Annotated in this window: 15 protein-coding genes and 1 pseudogene; 8 read left to right on the forward strand and 8 right to left on the reverse strand. The window is 46.6% G+C overall.

From position 1 onward, the window contains the following. Positions 1-6: 6 nt before the first annotated feature. From V7723_RS13125 to V7723_RS13135, 3 genes are read right to left on the reverse strand one after another with little or no spacing between them, the layout of a single operon-like run. On the reverse strand, positions 7-1,584 hold the full coding sequence (locus tag V7723_RS13125) for an FMN-binding glutamate synthase family protein (RefSeq protein WP_335684936.1): 1,578 nt from the start codon (positions 1,582-1,584) through the stop codon (positions 7-9). A 46-nt stretch (positions 1,585-1,630) separates the two neighbouring features. After that, positions 1,631-2,878 (reverse strand): hypothetical protein, encoded by a 1,248-nt coding sequence (locus V7723_RS13130; protein ID WP_335684937.1) that lies wholly within the window; start codon positions 2,876-2,878, stop codon positions 1,631-1,633. Between the two features lie 37 nt (positions 2,879-2,915). After that, complete coding sequence (locus tag V7723_RS13135) at positions 2,916-4,577, reverse strand: NAD-dependent malic enzyme (protein ID WP_335684951.1); 1,662 nt, start codon at positions 4,575-4,577, stop codon at positions 2,916-2,918. Positions 4,578-4,770: 193 nt separating this feature from the next. On the opposite strand from V7723_RS13135, the gene V7723_RS13140 reads away from it, so the two are divergent. Together V7723_RS13140 and V7723_RS13145 are read left to right on the forward strand one after the other, a co-directional pair. Further along, positions 4,771-5,589: a class II glutamine amidotransferase gene (locus V7723_RS13140; RefSeq protein WP_335684938.1), complete on the forward strand. Its 819-nt coding sequence runs from the start codon at positions 4,771-4,773 to the stop codon at positions 5,587-5,589. Between the two features lie 13 nt (positions 5,590-5,602). After that, positions 5,603-7,204, forward strand: coding sequence for an APC family permease (locus V7723_RS13145; RefSeq protein ID WP_335684939.1), 1,602 nt, complete (start codon positions 5,603-5,605; stop codon positions 7,202-7,204). Between the two features lie 16 nt (positions 7,205-7,220). On the opposite strand, the gene V7723_RS13150 is transcribed toward V7723_RS13145, so the two are convergent. The 4 genes from V7723_RS13150 to V7723_RS13165 all read right to left on the reverse strand — a co-directional run bounded on the left by V7723_RS13150 (position 7,221) and on the right by V7723_RS13165 (position 10,408). Continuing rightward, the gene (locus V7723_RS13150; protein WP_335684940.1) at positions 7,221-7,985 is read right to left on the reverse strand and encodes a VOC family protein; all 765 of its coding nucleotides are present in this window, start codon (positions 7,983-7,985) and stop codon (positions 7,221-7,223) included. 13 nt (positions 7,986-7,998) lie between these two features. Next, the gene (locus tag V7723_RS13155) at positions 7,999-8,715 is read right to left on the reverse strand and encodes a 4'-phosphopantetheinyl transferase family protein (protein ID WP_335684941.1); all 717 of its coding nucleotides are present in this window, start codon (positions 8,713-8,715) and stop codon (positions 7,999-8,001) included. A 162-nt stretch (positions 8,716-8,877) separates the two neighbouring features. Further along, positions 8,878-9,798, reverse strand: a complete 921-nt coding sequence (locus V7723_RS13160; RefSeq protein WP_335684942.1) for a DMT family transporter — start codon at positions 9,796-9,798, stop codon at positions 8,878-8,880. A 127-nt stretch (positions 9,799-9,925) separates the two neighbouring features. Next, complete coding sequence (locus tag V7723_RS13165) at positions 9,926-10,408, reverse strand: MarR family winged helix-turn-helix transcriptional regulator (RefSeq protein ID WP_335684943.1); 483 nt, start codon at positions 10,406-10,408, stop codon at positions 9,926-9,928. Positions 10,409-10,530: 122 nt separating this feature from the next. Here V7723_RS13165 and V7723_RS13170 point away from each other — a divergent pair, with 122 nt between their 5' ends. Beyond that, positions 10,531-10,755 (forward strand): hexameric tyrosine-coordinated heme protein, encoded by a 225-nt coding sequence (locus V7723_RS13170; RefSeq protein ID WP_335684944.1) that lies wholly within the window; start codon positions 10,531-10,533, stop codon positions 10,753-10,755. An 18-nt stretch (positions 10,756-10,773) separates the two neighbouring features. On the opposite strand, the gene V7723_RS13175 is transcribed toward V7723_RS13170, so the two are convergent. Beyond that, positions 10,774-11,406: a DJ-1/PfpI family protein gene (locus V7723_RS13175; protein ID WP_335684945.1), complete on the reverse strand. Its 633-nt coding sequence runs from the start codon at positions 11,404-11,406 to the stop codon at positions 10,774-10,776. A 319-nt stretch (positions 11,407-11,725) separates the two neighbouring features. Between V7723_RS13175 and V7723_RS13180 the strand changes: the two genes are divergently transcribed. From V7723_RS13180 to V7723_RS13200, 5 genes and pseudogenes are all read left to right on the forward strand, one after another. Beyond that, positions 11,726-13,960 (forward strand): methyl-accepting chemotaxis protein, encoded by a 2,235-nt coding sequence (locus tag V7723_RS13180; RefSeq protein ID WP_335684946.1) that lies wholly within the window; start codon positions 11,726-11,728, stop codon positions 13,958-13,960. 30 nt (positions 13,961-13,990) lie between these two features. Further along, positions 13,991-14,170, forward strand: a complete 180-nt coding sequence (locus V7723_RS13185; protein WP_335684947.1) for a hypothetical protein — start codon at positions 13,991-13,993, stop codon at positions 14,168-14,170. An 86-nt stretch (positions 14,171-14,256) separates the two neighbouring features. Continuing rightward, positions 14,257-15,057 carry a phytanoyl-CoA dioxygenase family protein gene (locus V7723_RS13190; protein ID WP_335684948.1) on the forward strand — a complete coding sequence of 267 codons (801 nt, stop codon included), beginning with the start codon at positions 14,257-14,259 and terminating at the stop codon, positions 15,055-15,057. A gap of 440 nt (positions 15,058-15,497) precedes the next feature. Then, positions 15,498-18,125, forward strand: coding sequence for a hypothetical protein (locus V7723_RS13195; RefSeq protein ID WP_335684949.1), 2,628 nt, complete (start codon positions 15,498-15,500; stop codon positions 18,123-18,125). Positions 18,126-18,483: 358 nt separating this feature from the next. Beyond that, positions 18,484-18,665: pseudogene (locus V7723_RS13200) on the forward strand (tyrosine-type recombinase/integrase); the annotation flags it as partial.

The following is an 18,665-nucleotide window of genomic DNA, read 5'->3' on the forward strand; positions in this document are numbered from 1 at the left end:
ACCAAATCAAAAAGACTCTGATTTTGCATGATTCCAGGGCAACAAGTAACTTTCAGGAACGTCACTAGATAGCAATTGCCCGTCTTCGAGATAATCGTAAATCTGATCGAAGGCCAGTTCCGTTTCATTGGCAACACGCTGGAAAATATGATGAGGGGTCAGGTGATCCGGATCTTCTACTCCGCAAGCGCCAACCAAATCTAAAAAACTTTCAACAGTTGCCTCATGGTAGTTCGCCACTTTCACCTGACGAATTTCCACATCTACCGCTTGTGATCTTGCTGTGTCCTGCGTTGCAATACCGGTTGGGCATGTATTCGTATTACAGCGAAGGGCCTGGATACAACCAAGTGCAAACATCATTGGGCGGGCAACATTACAAAGATCTGCCCCCAATGCGATCTTTTCCATCATATCAAAACCGGTGACGATTTTACCGCTAGCTATTACTTTTATCTTGTCACGCAAGCCCACGCCGACAAGGCAGTTATGAACAAATGAAAGTCCTTCATTGATAGGAACTCCGAGCCGATTGGAAAACTCGAGCGGCGCCGCACCAGTACCTCCCTCAGCTCCGTCAACTGTAATAAAGTCCGGAATAATGCCGGTTTTGATCATGGCCTTACAAATGCCCATGAATTCGCTGCGCCGTCCTATGCAAAGTTTGAAACCAACAGGTTTTCCATCTGTCATCTCACGTAGCTGAGCGACAAAACCTATCAACCCTTCCGGTGTGGAGAAAGCAGAATGAGCGGGTGGAGACAAGACATCCTTCCCCATCGGGACACCCCGAATTATCGCAATTTCTTCATCGACTTTCGCCGCAGGCAGAACGCCCCCATGGGCCGGTTTGGCTCCCTGAGAGAGCTTGATTTCTATCATTTTAACAACGTCGCGATTGGCGTTTTCCTTGAACTTTTCCGCATCGAAATTCCCATCCGACGTTCGACATCCGAAATATCCCGTTCCTATCTGCCAGATGATATCGCCGCCACCGGCCAGATGATAAGGGCTAAGCCCTCCCTCGCCCGTATTATGAGCAAAACCGCCGCGTTTCGCACCGGCATTCAAGGCATGGATGGCATTTGGACTCAGCGCGCCAAAACTCATGGCCGAAATATTCAATCTTGACGCTGAATAGGGTTGTTTGCATTCAGGCCCGCCGACCGTAACCCGGGATTCTGTCCGGGTTACTACTTTTGGCGCCAGAGAATGACTAGCTCGTTGATAGCCGACGCCGTACAAATCCCATTGTGTGCCGAAAGGCTGGGTATCCAGTCCTTTATTTGCCCGAGAATAAACAAGATTTCGTTGTTGGCGATTATAGGGCCGACCGCTTTCATTGGTTTCAATAAAATATTGCTGAATTTCCGGACTGATAAACTCCATTGCATACCGCATATGCCCAATAACCGGATAATTCCTGAGCACGTTATGTGTGGAATAATGCATATCGTACAAACCAACCAGGATGTAGGGAATCAGGACGACCAAGAGCCAGGTCGTAGAAGGCCAGATAAACTGGCCCAAGACGATAATCACGAGTCCAATGATCGAGATCGCATAGAAAATGGTCTTTGCCATATTTGCCTACTTTCTACAATATTACGCTAAAATTGAAATTTCTGCCCTAGTCGAAGATCTGACCGTGATCGTATTGTTCGTCCTGTCCGGCAGCTTCTGTCAAAGCGGCGACATTATCCTTGGTGAAAAAACCGTCAAACCCGTGACACCGTTCAACATATTCCGTTATGAGAATGGTATTTTTCGAATGCTTCGAGAAAATCTGCTTAAGATTGGGCTCATCCGTGCATTCTCCAACCACATCGGCAAGGAATGGAATACCCCGCTCCTTCATGGCATCTACTACAAAATCAACATTTTTCTGGCCAGACAAATGATCGCCATCTTTAACTTCAATGGCGACATGATGCATTCGACGGCCATAGTTGCGGACAAAAGTTTCCGTTGGCATGGGAAGATTTGCAAAAGAATTAACGAAAGACGGGGTGTTATTGGCTGTAAATACCTTCGCTGGAGACTGTTTATCATCAGTGACATCGCCGCATCGATTGACGTTGGTCGACGAATTCATTTCGTAAATATTATAGGCGCCCCAGAAATAGTACGGCACTTGCGACAGAAACTCCAAAATCGCATCCTCGCGGTCCGGCGCCAGAATTCGTGTCGCCATATGATCGACACCCAGCAGCAACGGCGCAATACCAGAGGCTTTACCAAAGGCATCGGCTTCGTCGAGCAGTGCCATTTCGGTTGTGGATAAAACTATTCTTTCACCCAGGCCAAGACTATCAGGATCCGAAAAATCGCACCCACTATAGCCGACACGATTACCCGTAAAATCAGATGGCATTGAGAATAAAAAATTATTTGTGGCGTAAAAAGGGTTTTCTATCTCTCCCGAATATTCAAATCGAACAGCCTGACTTTCCAGAGCCTTACACGTCAAAGCTAAGTCATTACATTGATAAATCTCGCCCACATATCGAGTGTGCGGCGTGGCACGCGACAACGGGTACATCTTATTCAGGCGAGAAATATATTCATCAAAGTCAGCGCTCAGCGGCTCCATCACCAGCATTGCCGGGTAGTCGTCACTACTGCGAAGAATATGATATTTATGTGTCGCCCCCAGATAACTTGCCAAATATCGATAAGGCGTCATCAAATACATTTCCAGCATGGTATCTATGCTTTTACCAGGCTCGACTTGAGTGACAATTGCCTTCATGGTACCAACAAGATCCTCAATACCGCTAGTCTTGCGGCGCTCGTAAATCTTTTGCCGAAATTCGTCAAAAAACTCTGAATTTTTCTTATCACCACGGGGCGCATATGCCAACACATCAATGCTCATAAAATGTTCCTATTCAATATGACACTATTAAAGTCATTCAATCGTAAGACGGTTCCCAGTATTTTTCCTCTATGAGTTTATCAAGCTCCTCTTCGGTGGTAGAAGGCGCGACACCCTCTTTCTGCGCTTGAAGGGCAACTGCCCGGGCAACCGACTTACTGACAGCACGGATATCAGATACCGGAGGCAATAAAGGCTCATGATGATCGTTGAGAGCAGGTGATAATTCCCCTAAAGCTCGAGCGGATGCCATAAACATGCCATCAGTGACCCGTGTCGCCCCACAAGCAAGCACTCCCAGACCAACCCCAGGGAAAATATAGGTATTGTTGCTTTGCGCAATGTAATGAGTTTCCCCGTTGTAATTAACAGCGTCGAACGGGCTCCCCGTAGCGACGAGGGCTTTACCATCGGTCCAGTTAATTAAATCTTCCGGGATTGCTTCAGCGCGCGACGTAGGATTAGAAAGCGGAAATATAATAGGTTTTTCCGTATGCCTGGCCATTTCTCGAACTATGTCTTCTGTAAACAGGCCTCCTTGACCTGAGACACCTATCAAAATGCTGGGTCTTGCCTGCTTCATGACATCTAATAGGCTGACAGAGCCGTCTTCAGCACTTGACCAATCGGCAATATCTGGCCGGTGATGGGCTAATTTCTGCTGAAAAGACATCAGTCCGTCCATTTCATCATGCAAAAGGCCATAACGATCTACCATAAAGATCCGTTTACGTGCGTCCGCATCACTCAATCCCTCATCAACCATAATCCGGATCAATTGTTCGGCGATTCCGGCACCGGCGGAGCCAGCACCGAGAAAAGAAATTACATGCTCTTTCAAAGGCTTATCCATTATTTTGCAAGCAGCCAGTAAAGTTCCAGCTGCCACCGCCGCTGTTCCCTGGATGTCATCATTATATGTGCAAAGCTGGTCACGGTATTTCGCGAGCAGGGGTTCTGCATGTGGTTGTGCAAAATCTTCGAACTGCAACAAAACATTTGGCCATTTACGCTTAACAGCCTGTACGAACTGGTCGACAAACTCAAAGTAATCGTCGCCTGTAATTCGCTCATGCCGCCAGCCAATATAAAGTGGATCTTCCAGCCGCTCTTTGTTATTGGTTCCTGCATCCAAAATGATCGGTAATGTCACCCGTGGATCAACACCGCCGGCGGCTGTATAAAGTGACAATTTGCCAATAGGTATCCCCATACCTCCGGCGCCCTGGTCTCCGAGTCCAAGAATTCGTTCTCCGTCAGTGACAACAATTGCTTCAACTTCATCATTGATCGCATTGTCCAGAATTAGATCAATTTGCTCCCGATGCGGATACGAAATAAAAAGTCCACGTGGGTGTCGATAAATTTCACTGAATTTCTGACAAGCCTCACCCACAACGGGTGTATAAATCAACGGCATCATTTCTTGAACATGCAAAACAACAAGATTATAAAACAGGATCTCGTTGGTATCCTGAAGAGATCTCAAATAGATATGTTTTTCAAGGTCCGCATCTTTGGCTTTCATGGCGTCATAAGCCCGCACAGTTTGCTGTTCTAGTGTTTCCACATGTGGTGGAAGTAACCCCAAAAGCCCATACTTGACGCGCTCTACGTCCGTAAACGCCGTCCCTTTATTCAGAGCTGGCTCGAACAACAAATCAATACCCGTTTTCGATTGGTCGTTTTCAATATGCATTTTCAAAAAAAATTACTCACGAATAGTGAGCCCGATCCGTCATAAGATAAATACCTGCACTCACTATAACCATCCTGATTTAATTTACGCAAGATTTCCTGCATACAATCACGAACCAGAAGTAGTTTACTTCCAAATCGGATAGCTTATGGTTATTGAGATTACATGAGCTTTTCCAACTGTGAGACTATCCATGTGTGAACTTTTTGCAGTGTCCAGTTTAAACCGAGTTGCCGTCGATTATTCCTTGCATGAATTTTCCCAACATGGCGGGTTGAGCCATTTGAACAAGTCCGGCTGGGGCATGAGTTTCCAGCAAGACTTGGATACATTACTGATCAAGGAGGCAATGCCTGCCTTTGATAGTGCATGGGTAAAATTTATTCATGACCAGCATCTCTCGAGCAATTGCATTATGGCCCATGTAAGGTACGCCACGAAAGGTGAGCCGATTTTCGAAAACACGCACCCTTTCAAACGTGAAGCCTTTGGCCGCGCACATGTTTTTGCTCATAACGGTTCGCTGAAGGCGTTCGAAGAAGCGCTTCCATTGCGCTCCACTGCATTTCTACCAATGGGTCAAACAGATTCAGAACATGCTTTTTGTTATCTTCTCAATGAACTTTCCGATGTTTGGGAAACTTCCCGGCCTTCCCTTAATCAACGCCTAAAGATACTTGCAAGCGTCGCGTTAAAAATGCGCGCAACTGGTAGCGCAAACTTTCTATACAGTGACGGGGATATCCTATTTGCCCATGCAGACAAGCGCAGATATGACAGCGAAGGAACTTTCGGTCCCAATCAGTCGCCGGCACTTCACTGGATTGCCAGGCGAGATTTTAAAGCCAGTGGAATAGATCTGAAATCCCCGAACGGTCAAAGCCAAAAAGCGGTTCTCATCGCCAGTGTTCCTCTAAGCAAGGACGATTGGCAAGGATTGCCGCGCGGAACAATTATTGCCATAAAGTCTGGGCGTATTATCGAACAAATTTCTATTGAAGAAGGCATGTAACGAGCACGAACATATGAAACTACAGCGATCCATTGGCCTCCTCGGTCTTACCTTTGTTGCGATCAGCGGGATGCTCGGCTCTGGCTGGCTATTTGCGCCGGAACTAGCAGCCCAACAGGCAGGTCCGGCCGCAATCATCTCTTGGGGTATTGGCGGTGCCGTAATGTTCTTAATTGCTATAACCTTTGCTGAAGTTAGTGCAATGTTGCCGGTTTCCGGTGGCCTCGCCCGTGTTCCCTACTTCAGTCACGGCAATGTCGTCAGTGCTGCCATGGGCTGGACAGCTTGGATTGGCTACACTTTAACCGCTTCTATCGAAGTTTCCGCCATGCTGCAATATCTCTCTACTTGGGCACCATTTATTCAGGAGCCCGGGACGAGCACCCTCACCCTACCCGGATCCCTGATTGCCGGCGTTTTGATGATCCTGATGGTTATCATCAATGCCTGGGGTGTTCATTTTTTTAGCAAGATTAATACAGGACTCACCTGGATCAAGATTGTTGCTCCAGTGATAATAATTTTGACCTTTTTGACGACAAAGTTCGAGATTTCTAATTTCACCATACAAGAATTTTCGCCTTACGGTATAACAGGTATTTTGGCGGGCGTTTCAACTGGCGGAGTAATATTTGCCTTCGTCGGTTTCCGCCATGCCATTGATTTGGCTGGGGAAACACGGAATCCCCATAAAACCATTCCGCTTGCTCTTTGTTTATCTATCCTACTTTGCATGCTGATTTACGCCGGTGCGCAAGTTGCCTTTATCGGTGCAATTGATCCTAGTGATATAAGCGCAGGGTGGCGTAATCTTCATATGGTCCATGACTACGGCCCTTTCGCGGCTCTGGGCACGGCCCTCGGCATCATCTGGATCATGAGCGTAATATATTCCGGCGCTATTATCGCTCCTTTCGGCGGCGGTCTTGTCGCCACCGGATCCAATGCGCGGCTGACGATGGCCATGGCTGAGAATAATCAATTTCCACGCATTTTCGCCGCGTTATCCCCGCGCGGTGTGCCGCTGAATGCCCTTCTGCTTAACTGGGCAATAGGTTTCGTTATGCTGTTCCTGATCAATTTCAAGGACATGGTAACTCTAAACGGTGCTGCGATAATCCTTTCTCTCGTCGCCGGACCAATTGCAGTCTATGCGCTTCGAAAACAGTTACCAGACCGCGCGCGATATTTTCAGATCCCCGCTGTAGGTCTACTAGCAGCAATCGCCTTTATCGCCGGCACCTTAACACTCTATTGGAGTGGCTGGACCGTCATTCAAGTACTAATGCCCTTGCTCGCTGTTGGTCTTCTGTTGTTTTTATTGATGCGGCTTGTTTCCAAAGACAAAAGAGCTTTGGACATCAAAGAAGCATTGTGGCTAATCCCATATCTTGTCGCGTTGTCCCTCCTGTCCTATTTGGGAAATTTTGGAAATGGGACAGGGATTATTCCCTTTGGGTACGACCTAGCACTCGGTTCTGTTATTGGCTTGGTTGCTTTTATTCTTGCCGGTCATAGTCGCTTGCCAGATCAAAAAACAGCAGCCTATGTCGTTGAGCTTGAAGGTATTCGTGACAAGACTTTGAACCCTTATGCTGAGTTTGAAGATGGTTAGAAGTATCGGTGAATTTTTATGTAAGCGCCGCTAAATCTGATAAATTTAGATCGATCGGGTTCGTGTTATTATCTCCGGAATATGAAAACCCTTGAAAACCGGATTCCTCTTCTGTCCTGAAATTCAAGTCAACCGGTTCATGAAAATACTGTAATTCCAACAACGTGTAGGGTCGTGCCCATAACCATTCCCGGTTCTCAACAGCTTTTAGATCCGAATGAGGAAGCTCGTCATCACTCCAGCAATAAAAATATAGTGTGAAACCCCGACTAGGCACCGGTTGAATAGACATCAAACGCATATCCAGCTGTTCCGTCAAAAAAGCATCACAACGGCTAATATCGGTCACCCTCAGCGTAATATGTGCAAGTGCTGCCTGCCCTCCTACCGGATGGCCGTCCCCAGCCTCCTGCTCATTCCCCTTAAAACCTTGTTGTAAAAGTTCGATCACATGCCCTTGCGGATCTTGTAGATGGGCCAAATAACCGATATCCATAAACTGAACGGGATCTGAAACGGCAATTCCCCGTTCTTTTAAAAACTCCACCGCTTTATCAAGATTGCGTAATGTGATTCCTGATTTCCAATAAAAATCTGTCGCAGCTGTCACATATGGAACGCAATCGCGATGAACAAACTGCAGTTGGCAATTGTTAGCTTGATACCCGAAAGACCGGCCCTCAGTCGCCTTAAAATCCGTCATACCAAGGCATCCGACATAGAAATCAGAAAGTCCCTCAAAACTATCCACCTGCAGACGGTATTGCGTGATTTTTTTCATAACATACTCCGTCTTACGAATATGGTCGGATCTGGATAATCGCGTCTTTATGTCGACACACCACGGCAGCTGACACATGTTGCCCCAAATCCAATGCCCGACCCCACCATGTTTCTGGTGCCTCTTTTGCTGTTGCAACAACAGCAGGCATAAATTTTTCCGGGACCGGCAAATCAAAGGAAATCTCCTCAATGGCCAACCCGAGGCCCCGCCCATCCGCTTTCATAACGGCTTCCTTCATGGTCCAAATATTGTAAAAGTTGGTGAATCCTTGTTTTTCCGGCAAATTGAGAAGCCAGTCATTTTCCCGCGCTGTAAAATAGCTCTGAGAAATTCCTTTCCAATCGGTCCGCGAATTGTGAAATTCAATATCTACGCCAATTTCCGTATCAAGGGTTACGGACGCGATTAATTGGCCCTTGGTATGTGACAAGTTAAACGCCAGACTACCTTGCGGGTGTTCCGACGACACCAAGGCTGGTTTGCCATGTGCCAGCGTCGAAAATTCCACAGCTTCTGCAGTACAATTAAGGTAATTTTTCAGAATGTCCCGCAGGATCCCTTGCTGTACAATATACTTATTGCGTAGTTCGTCTGTTGCAAACCTTTCAGCCCGGGCTCTTTCGCCGACTGCCAGCGAATAATCATATTTCGAAGCAGCCTTCGGATCCACCGAACTGGTCCAAATATGTATATCGCGTAAACCCTGAAAGGTGCCTGAAAATTCCATGCACCTTTTTATCATGATTAATCAGGAGACAATCTATTTTCTATTCGAAAAAACATTGCACTGATATGCGAATACATAGAAAAAATATTAACTATTTGATTTGTAACGGTATTTTACAAAATCCAAATCCAATGAAGAAGCGATGCAGCGCATAACTTAGCCTCAATCTGCGGCGTTACGTTTTCCAGTTAGGTAATGAATCACGCGACCGTCAATAAACAATAAACCGGCACCGATAATGAGGGCGCCTATAATTTCCTTTGCTTGAACGGTTTCACCCAAGAAAATATTTCCAAGCACCAAAGCTGTAACCGGTATCAGCAACGTAACCAACATCGCATTGCTGGCGCCGGCGCGAACCAGAATTCTAAAAAAGACAATATACGCTAAGGCGGTTCCAAATGCTGCAAGTGCCAGCAACGAGAACATTACTTCCACACTTGGCATCGGAAGCGTCCAGGGTTTGTCAATGACGCCAACAACAACGGCAATTATCAATGTCGAGCTTATCAGTTGGCATGTCGCTGATTTTAATGCCGGTACTCCTGTAAGAAATCTACGGCCCCAAAGCGCCGCAAACCCATAACTGAGGGCTCCGACCATACAGAGGATAATGCCGAGTGTCTGGCTGCCACTCAAAGGCCCATCAAAGCCTCGTAACACGGCAACACCCACCACACCTAGAAGCACGCCGATTACCCGGTTTACCGTCAAGCGTTCTTCTAAGAAAACCGCCATTACCAAAACCGTGAACAAAGGTGTCATGGCATTGATGATTGAAGAAAGGCCTACGGTGATCTGTGTCTGGCCGGCAAATATAAAGCCAAACGGCAGGACATTATTTAACAGCCCCATACCCATAAAGGGAAGCCATTCGGAAAAGGTTCTGGGCAGAGAATAGCCAAAATACCAAAACAACGGCAATAACAATACCGCAGCCAAAGAAACGCGAACCAGAACAACCGTCAGCGGAGGGAGCTCCTTGACTGCAACTCCTGCGAAGAAATACGTGCCTCCCCACAAAATTGAAAGAAGGATCAAGAGGCCCCAATCCTGCCGGTCCATTGTCTTAGGTATTTCCATCTTTCATTTCCTAATCCGTAATCATCCGCAGCAAAACTACGAATTAAAGCGCTTCAAAACCATCCGGTTTCCGTTCTATATACTCTTGGAGTCGCACTCGTTATCATTTTTCGTTTCTCTATTGTACTTATGCCTTTGCCTGCCTGCGCTCTTCTGCTCTAGTGACATTGTCACGCAATTGGGAAATTGAGCTAACCAAGGCTTCCAGCACCGAAATATCATACCCTGTCGCGTCGATAATGCAGTTGGTAATATCACCCGATTGCGCCCGAATTTTCTGACCTTTAGGGGTGACGGAAATGTACACTTGCCGCTCATCGCCCCTACCTTTTATACGCTCGACATGGCCGGATTTTTCAAGGCGTTTTAGTAATGGTGTGAGGGTATTAGTCTCCAGTTTAAGTCGAGCACCTAGGGCGCCAACTGTAACGGGACCGGTTTCCCAAAGCACCGTCATGGCAATATATTGCGGATATGTCAGGCCCAGCTTTTTGAGCAACGGATTATATGTCCGATTTAGGGCATGCCCTGCTGAATATATGGCAAAACAAATCATATCGTCGGCGGTCTCTGGTAAAACTGACGGGTTCTGTATTTTTTCCGGTGCCATTTGTTGTGCTCCTAGATCATTCTGTATCGTGCACGATATAATATTCTTGACAGTACTGTAAAGATCCGATTTTATATCGTGTGCGATATTACTATATTCTTTTTACGACGAGAGGAAATTCCATGTCCTGGCTCCCAAGTTTACAAGCAGACTCACCAGAAGAGGGTTATGAAATAGCCGTCAAGCTTTCCCGTATGGCGGTCAAAAAGACCCAACCCGACGATAAAGCACGTGAACGCATGCGGCCCGACTATGCCAATAATGCCGACAGCCTGACCCAGGTCTCACTTGTTGTCGCGACAAATTTCCAAACTGTGGCGAAAGCTAATAATTACTGGAGAGTATAAAAAAGGCTGAAGCGATCTTTAAGCGTCCATTGATGACACACGTTCAGTCTCGGCTGGAAGATAGTCGGAAATGGACGCAATTGCCCGCGTGACGTATTCTTCTTTCTGACCAACAGGTGCGACGTAATGTATCGCTTCTTTCGCATCCTGTTCGCTCGCACCGCGCATTATCATCCAGGCGGCAAGATATTGCGAAGCAAGGCATCCGCCAGCCGTCGCAATATTTCCACTAGCATAAAAAGGCTGGTCGAGCACCCTCACCCCGGCCTCGATCACCCAAGGCTTGGTCGTCAAGTCCGTGCAGGCGGGCAAATCACCGAGAAGCCCGAGTTTGGATAGCAATAAGGTACCGGAGCATTGAGCCCCAATCAATTGACGTGATGGATCCAGCTGTATCTGGCCAAGCAGGTTGGCATCTTGCGCAATCTCGCGCGTTTTAATGCCACTCCCGATGAGAACGGCATCTGCATTATTCGCGAAGGACAAATCACGCTCGGCTTGAATAGTGACACCGTTCATAGAAGTGACAGTATTCGTGGGACAAGTGATAAACGCTTTCCAACCCTGCGGTTTCATGCGGTTCAGAATTCCAGCCGCAATGAATGAGTCGAGTTCGTTAAATCCGTCGAATGTCAAAATTGCGATTTGCATTGGGAACCCTTTTCTTGAAGTACATAAACGTAAAATCAGACAATAACTATGCGCGAGAACCGACGCAATATGAACATTATTCTGAGAAAATATTTGTGAGAAGAGCTTTCAAAACAGGGTGGCGTAATTTTTCCAGTCGTCACGATCTTATAGAGTAAAATATTTGACCGCAGACTGCGGAATAAATCGTATTTCTTTAATCTAAAATTTATTCTTTACCGCTAAAACTTTAATCTAATTAGTTTTGTACTGCATTTTTTGCACGGTTTAACAATCTCCGTAAAATATGTAGATCACTTTGTACCAGGAGATAATGTAGATGTTCGGTTTCAAATTTAAGATTTCCCACAAACTTCCCCTTGCGATCATTGGCGGCGCTCTCGTTACCGCTCTTGTCCTTGCGACGACGAGCTATATGAAAAGCTCAGACGCTGTACATTATGAAATGCAAAACAGTTTAGAAACAATTGTTCAGGCCCGAACATCCGCCCTAGACGGATATTTTGCCTCCATCCGCGAAGATCTCGATATTATCGCAACCAGCCCTGTCGCCGCAACTGCGCTAAAAGACTTCACCTTTGCCTGGAACGCGGCTGGCACGAACGCGGGGGCGAATTTACAAGCCCAGTATATAACGGATAATCCGCATCCAATCGGACAGAAAGAAAAGTTGGACTTTGTCGATGAAGGGTCATGGTATGGTATGGCGCACAAGAATTATCATCCCTGGTTCCGCAAGGTTTTGCAAGAACGTCAATATTACGACATTTTTCTGCTCGATACGCACGGCAACGTGATCTATTCCGTCTATAAAGAACTGGATTACGCTACTAACATGGAAACAGGGGAATACAAAGATTCAGATTTAGGAAATGCGTTTCGGGCTGCTGCCGCGAATGCTGGCACCGGCAAAGACGTTTTCTTTGATTTCCGTCCCTATGCGCCAAGCGCTGGCGCACCAGCCAGTTTTATTGCAAAGCCTGTTGTAGATGCCGACGGAAAGCTCCTTGGGGTTTTAGCGTTCCAGATGCCGATCGATCGATTAAATGCGATCATGCATGAGACTGCCGGCCTGGGTGAGTCCGGTGAAAGCTTCCTTGTTGGCGGTGATTACCTCATGCGCAGTGATTCTCGTTTTTCGGAAACATCGACTATCCTGAAACATCATGTAGAGATAAATTCTGTTACCGCCGCCTTAGAGGGCAAAAGCGGTTTCACTACAGGAGAAGAACGTGAAGGGGTCGTCTCAGAAGTGGCGTACGGACCGTTTAAATTCATGGGGGCAACTTGGGCCGTTATAGCGGAAATCAACGAAACCCAATTTAATGCACCGATTGTTTCCTTACGCGACACTATGATTTGGGAAGTTCTGATCCTGATCGCCATTGTCGGCGCAGCAGGATTCTTTTTCGCACGTCAGATCTCTGGCGCGTTATCTAAGATGAACGGCACCATGCTGAAACTGGCGGAAGGCGACAACAGTGTCGACGTTGTATATCAGGAAAGAGTGGATGAAATTGGCGAAATGGCCCGTTCCGTCCAGGTTTTTAAAGATAATGCCATTGAACGCGAACGCCTAACCGCTGAAGCAGAAAAAGCAACCGAGGAACAAAATCAGCGCGAAGCCGCCCAAAGGGACACGGAAGCCAAAAAAGAAGCAGACGAAAGGAAAAAAGAACAGGCTGACGTTGCTGCCCGGGAAGCCCGTGCCGCGAAAATCACGGATATGGTTGATGGATTTGATAGCAAGGTAAAAACGCTTATTTCCAATTTGAACAGTTCCGCCACAAACTTCGGCGCGAATGCGGAACAGCTCAAAGCTACGGCTGAAACAACAAACATGTTATCCTCAGAAGTCTCTGTTGCCGCCGGACAGGCAACTGCAAATGTCCAGACGGTGGCGGCCGCAGCGGAAGAACTCTCCTCTTCCATCTCGGAAATCAGTCGTCAGGTTACCCAGGCCTCCGGTGTCTCGGAGGAAGCTGTTGGTGAGGCGGCAACAAGTATTGATTCAGTCAATGATCTGGCTGATCGAGCCCAGAAAATTGGCGATGTTGTCACCATGATTAGCGATATTGCAAGCCAAACCAACTTGCTGGCATTGAATGCGACAATTGAAGCAGCCCGTGCAGGAGATGCTGGTAAAGGCTTCGCTGTCGTCGCGTCTGAAGTTAAAGCTCTGGCAACTCAAACTGCGAGGGCCACTGAGGAAATTGAGAAACAGATCAATGAAATGCAGGAGGCCTCATCTACAACGGTGTCCGCAATCAACAGCATTAGTTCCGTAATCAATTCTATTCGCGAAGCGACTGTCTCCATCTCATCGGCCGTTGAAGAGCAAAGTGCGGCAACTGCTGAGATTTCGCGAAATGTTCAACAAGCCTCAACGGGTACGGCCGCTGTTTCTTCGAAAATTGAAACGGTCTCGACAGAATCCCAGAACACCGGTGAAGCAGCCATAAATATGCAGGCTGCCTCGCAAGAACTCACTGAATTGTCGTCCAATCTGAAAGAAAATGTTGAAGCGTTTCTTGACGATGTTCGTGCGGCTTAACTTTACATTTTAACACATGATACAAACCCAATGTTATTGTTGTTCGCAACCAACAAGAATAACATTGGGTATATCATTGCTACTACTGGTTTCGGAAACGGACTAGAACAGCCCGATCTCAACCGGGTTTCCATGGCGATCAAGAAAACCGAAATTGCGTATTCGGCAGAACTAAAGATTAATTACGACATCCCTCTTATTCAATATTGATTGATTGTAATAACTCAAGACCCTTGAGAAACGCAGCGTTGCGCCCTAACATCAATTAATCAAATCAAAAAGAGGGCGGGTCATCGATGCAATTAACCGATCAACAATTGGTAGATTTTGACAAAGACGGATATCTGTTCTTTCCCGGTAAATTCACGCCTGACGAAGCGGCGCTCCTCAAACAGGAAGCCAACGCCGTTTATGCCATGGATCGCAAGGAAGTCTGGCGCGAAAGCTCCGGCGTTGCCCGAACGGCTTTCGCTGCCCATCGCTATAATGAAGGTTTTAAGCGGCTTGGTGCCCATCCGCGCTTGATTAAGCCGGTTGAGCAGGTTCTTGACGGTCCAATTTACATGCACCAGTACAAAGTTAATGCAAAAGCTGCCTTTGATGGCGACGTCTGGCAGTGGCACCAGGATTATGGCACCTGGAAGCGCGATGATGAGATGCCTGAACCCCGTGCAATGAACATCGCTGTATTCCTTGATGATGTAACAGCCGCAAATGGCCCACTACTGTTTATTCCTGGCAGCCATAAGCTTGGAGTAGTCGAAGCCGGACATGACTTGCAAACGACCTCCTATCCCCTGTGGACACTAGGACGCGACAAAGTGACCGAGCTTGCTGAACGCGGCGGCTGCGTTGCCCCCACAGGGCCCGCTGGTAGTATGCTGATGTTTTCATCGTTGTTGGTTCATGCCAGTCCCGCCAATATTTCGCCGTTCGATCGAACAATTGTGTATTTATCTCTCTGCCATATAGATAATCATATCCGCGCCTTTAACCGCGAAGAATGGATTGCTCACCGGGATTTTGACGCCATACAAGCGATGGAAGATGACTGCCTGACCGAGCTTATCGCAGAACGCCAGCAAGCCGCCGAGTGAGTCAAAGCCAGATTGGCTACCGATTTTTCTTATGTTAAATAATATTGGCGTAGTTAGGGGGCTTTAATCATTCAAAGTGAGTATATTGTTATTTCCAGTATAATCAGGAAGAAACTTTTGCACCCAATTTAGGAATAGAATTTCGACTACATATTTTCGAATTTCTACCCCTACCCAGAAATCGCAAATACTAAAGTTCTTCATCGTAAATTTTGTTTGAATTCAAACTTCAAGGCGATTAATACAAACTTTTTAGCCATTCCAAAATCAACTAAACTACAGATCAATAAGTATATTTTCCACTACTAGAATATGGCAAATTTTTGTTTCAAAGGTGCCGGTTTTCTGAAATTTCGGTTAACTTATTTCCGCCCAATTATAATCAATATTCGAAATTATGCTCGCATTATTCAAAATTTTAATAAAAGGAATATGCGATCATGAAAGGTACATATAGTGATTTTCTCTCGTCTTTACTCGCATTTGAATCAGGGTGGGATCGGGAACGTTTTGACAGTGGCAACATCCAGAGCTTTCAACTGGATCAATGGGCCGGTGGAACCGTCGACAGCTTTTTCCCCAATTATGACAGCTGGTCAAATCTAACAGACGACGAGTGGACGATGATGGCCTATCGCTCAACCAATAGTCTTGGATTTGTCGGTTTTCAGTTTGGCGAGGCGTTGTTGATTGATCTTGGGTATTACGATGACGATTTTTTCTATGGTTCAGGGGCCAGTTCTAACACATGGGACGGATCCTGGACGGGGAAGAACGGCGCAAATTCCCTTGAAGATTTCATGACACAGGATGTTCAGGATATTGCCATCCAAGATGCTTTTGGCCATAACCTTGAAATCATTCAGAATGGCCTAGCGGCACAAGGGAAAACCCTCGAACAGTTTATTGGCCAAACGGGCAGCTATACTCAAAATGGCCAAGAAGTCAGCGTCGAACTGACCTTGACCGGTATTCTGGCCGCCGCCCATTTGCGAGGTGCTTACGGACTTCTCGATCTTCTCCAAGGTGGCGCGGTAAGTTCGGACGAATTTGGCACCTCCATCTTGCAATATATAGAAGAGTTCGGGGGATTTGACGCGCCAATGGCCAGTGAGCTGATTGCAGATTACCGGGCTGGCAAAACGGGAGATGAAGGTCTCGGTACTCCCGACGGCACGTCGACCTCACCCGGAGGATCCCCGAACGGAGACGCAAATACCTCCTCAGGAGACGCCGATGTTGCGATAGATTGGGACTATGGCAGCAATCCGGTTTATGATAATTTCAATCCCGCAACAGACACCATATTTATTGCATGGTTCACCGCAGAACATATTGAAATTGCGGAGACAAATGGTAGCGTTGTAATCTCAATCCCCTCAAACAACCAAACTGCAACATTGACCGGTATCACGCTCGGCGATCTCAGTGCAGATAATTTTACGTTCAAAGATTCCACAGCAGCTGAAAAAATTCTAGCGTTTGTTGGAAGTGGAAATGAAGAGCCCCTTCCTCCGCAAGAAGAAAACCTAGAGCCTGATACGCCTGATAATCCAGATGCAAACGAGCATCCAATGGCAGATTCCGCCATCATGCATCAAATTACCCTGACCTCACCTTCCAAGACGATAGATGACTTCGATCCGGCCCGGGATATGTTCCATATCGAAGCAGGAATAACGGATGACCTGTTGGAGATCAAAGAGATCAGTACCACAAATAGTACAAATGTCGTCCTCACTATATTCGGCGCAAACTCGATCGTGATCAGTACGATCATTGTCGAGAGTTTATCTATCTCAGATTTGTCCTTAGCAAATTTTGCCATTTCCGATGCCAGTGCGTTGAACGAAATTGCATCTGTCTTAGGTCAGGCAATCAGTACGCCAGTCGACGGGGGAATGTTTAATATCGTTTACGACAATGATGGCAGCAATCCGGCATCTGAATCCAGCACCGGGAATAATGAAGGAGTAATATTTAAAGCAGACTTCTATGCTGATGATATTACGGGTTTTAATTTGAATACGGATCAGATCGATTTTGGAGATATCTCTGTCCATGGCCTAATCACGAACAAAAGCCCGAGCGGAGAATTGATCATCGATAATCCATGGGGCCCCGATATGCAGATTCTGCAAGATGTGCAATTCAGCGACCTAACGACTGAAAATTTTGGTATTGTTGGGAACGAACATCTTCGTCAGGATATCGGCGGTGTGTTGTCATGGGAGCTGGATGTCGGACCGCGCGATGCGAATGCTGTTTATATCCGTTCTCACGAATATGGCGTCCATGAACAGATCGATGGCTTCGATCCTTCAACCATGAAAATCAGCTTCCTCTATTACGGTACCCGTGAACGGCTCTCTGTTGAAGATAGCAATGAGGGACTGGTCATCAGTACGCTCCCTTCCGGACAGAGCATGACGTTTACAGGCGTTGAGCTGGCAGACTTACAACCCGGAACGCTGGAATTTCATCATGATCAGGTTATGGAAGACCGTCTCGAAGAACCCTTTGGCTTTAGTCAAGACGACGTCACACTGGTCTCGCGCGAGCAGTTACTGACACCGGATGCGCCTGCAGGTGCAACAACAGATGGTTTCCAAATCCGGCGGGGCGACCTGGTTTCGGAAAATGAAGATACCTCCTTACCAGATGATGTAGAAGGCTCCCCTCCGGATCCGACGCCAATGCCCGATCCTGAACCCAATCCTAAGGATGAAAATAATAACGTTGTTGAACAGGGAGACGGAGTGGATGTCCACCTTTTGACTTGGAAATGGAGTGCTATTGATGTGCTTTCCAATTTTAATGCATCTGAAGACATTCTGGATTTCGGATCACTCTCCGTAAATGACGTTTCTATTTCAAAGGCCAACAACGATTTGCTGATCGAAATTGTCAATAATGGTGGCCACACCTATGTACTCGAAAATACCCAGGCCGAGGATTTATCGGCCGCTAACTTTACGGCAGGAAACTGGAATGGTGTTCTGGAGGAAGAAAATGGGGTCTTTGACCAATTGATCGGACTCGGATCATCGAACGACTCTTTTAGCTAGATTGCCTTCAAAGTTTCATTCACGACGCTTGATACAATAACAATAAACGTCGGTGGCCATGCTTTCGCAGGAATTTTTATTTTCCGTAAAGTTATGGTCACCGCATTTTAATACCTGCGATGTTTGGGTTTGACTACGCTCAGTAGCAAATAAATTGATATGTACTAATTTTTTGATTTTAGCTTGGTTGCGGGGGTAGGATTTGAACCTACGACCTTCAGGTTATGAGCCACACAGGCCCATATGTAACCAGCATTACTCACTTGTATTAAATCGTTATTATTGTTACATGTTTTTCGTATAGTAGATTAATCCAGATGTTCTGGATATAGCCAATTTTACGGAAATAGGTAGCCCTATGGTAGCCCCGAACAATTCCTTCAACTTTATCAAGAAGGCACTTGAAGCCCTCCCTACCCCGCCAAAAGGCAAACGTTTTTCCTATAAAGACGAACGGGTAAGAGGATTGATTATTCGGGTGACCGATACTGGGAACAAGACTTTTCAGCTCTATCAGAAGCATCAAGGGCGGCCTGTTCG

The organism is Sneathiella sp., assembly GCF_036960985.1.
Lineage (GTDB): Bacteria > Pseudomonadota > Alphaproteobacteria > Sneathiellales > Sneathiellaceae > Sneathiella.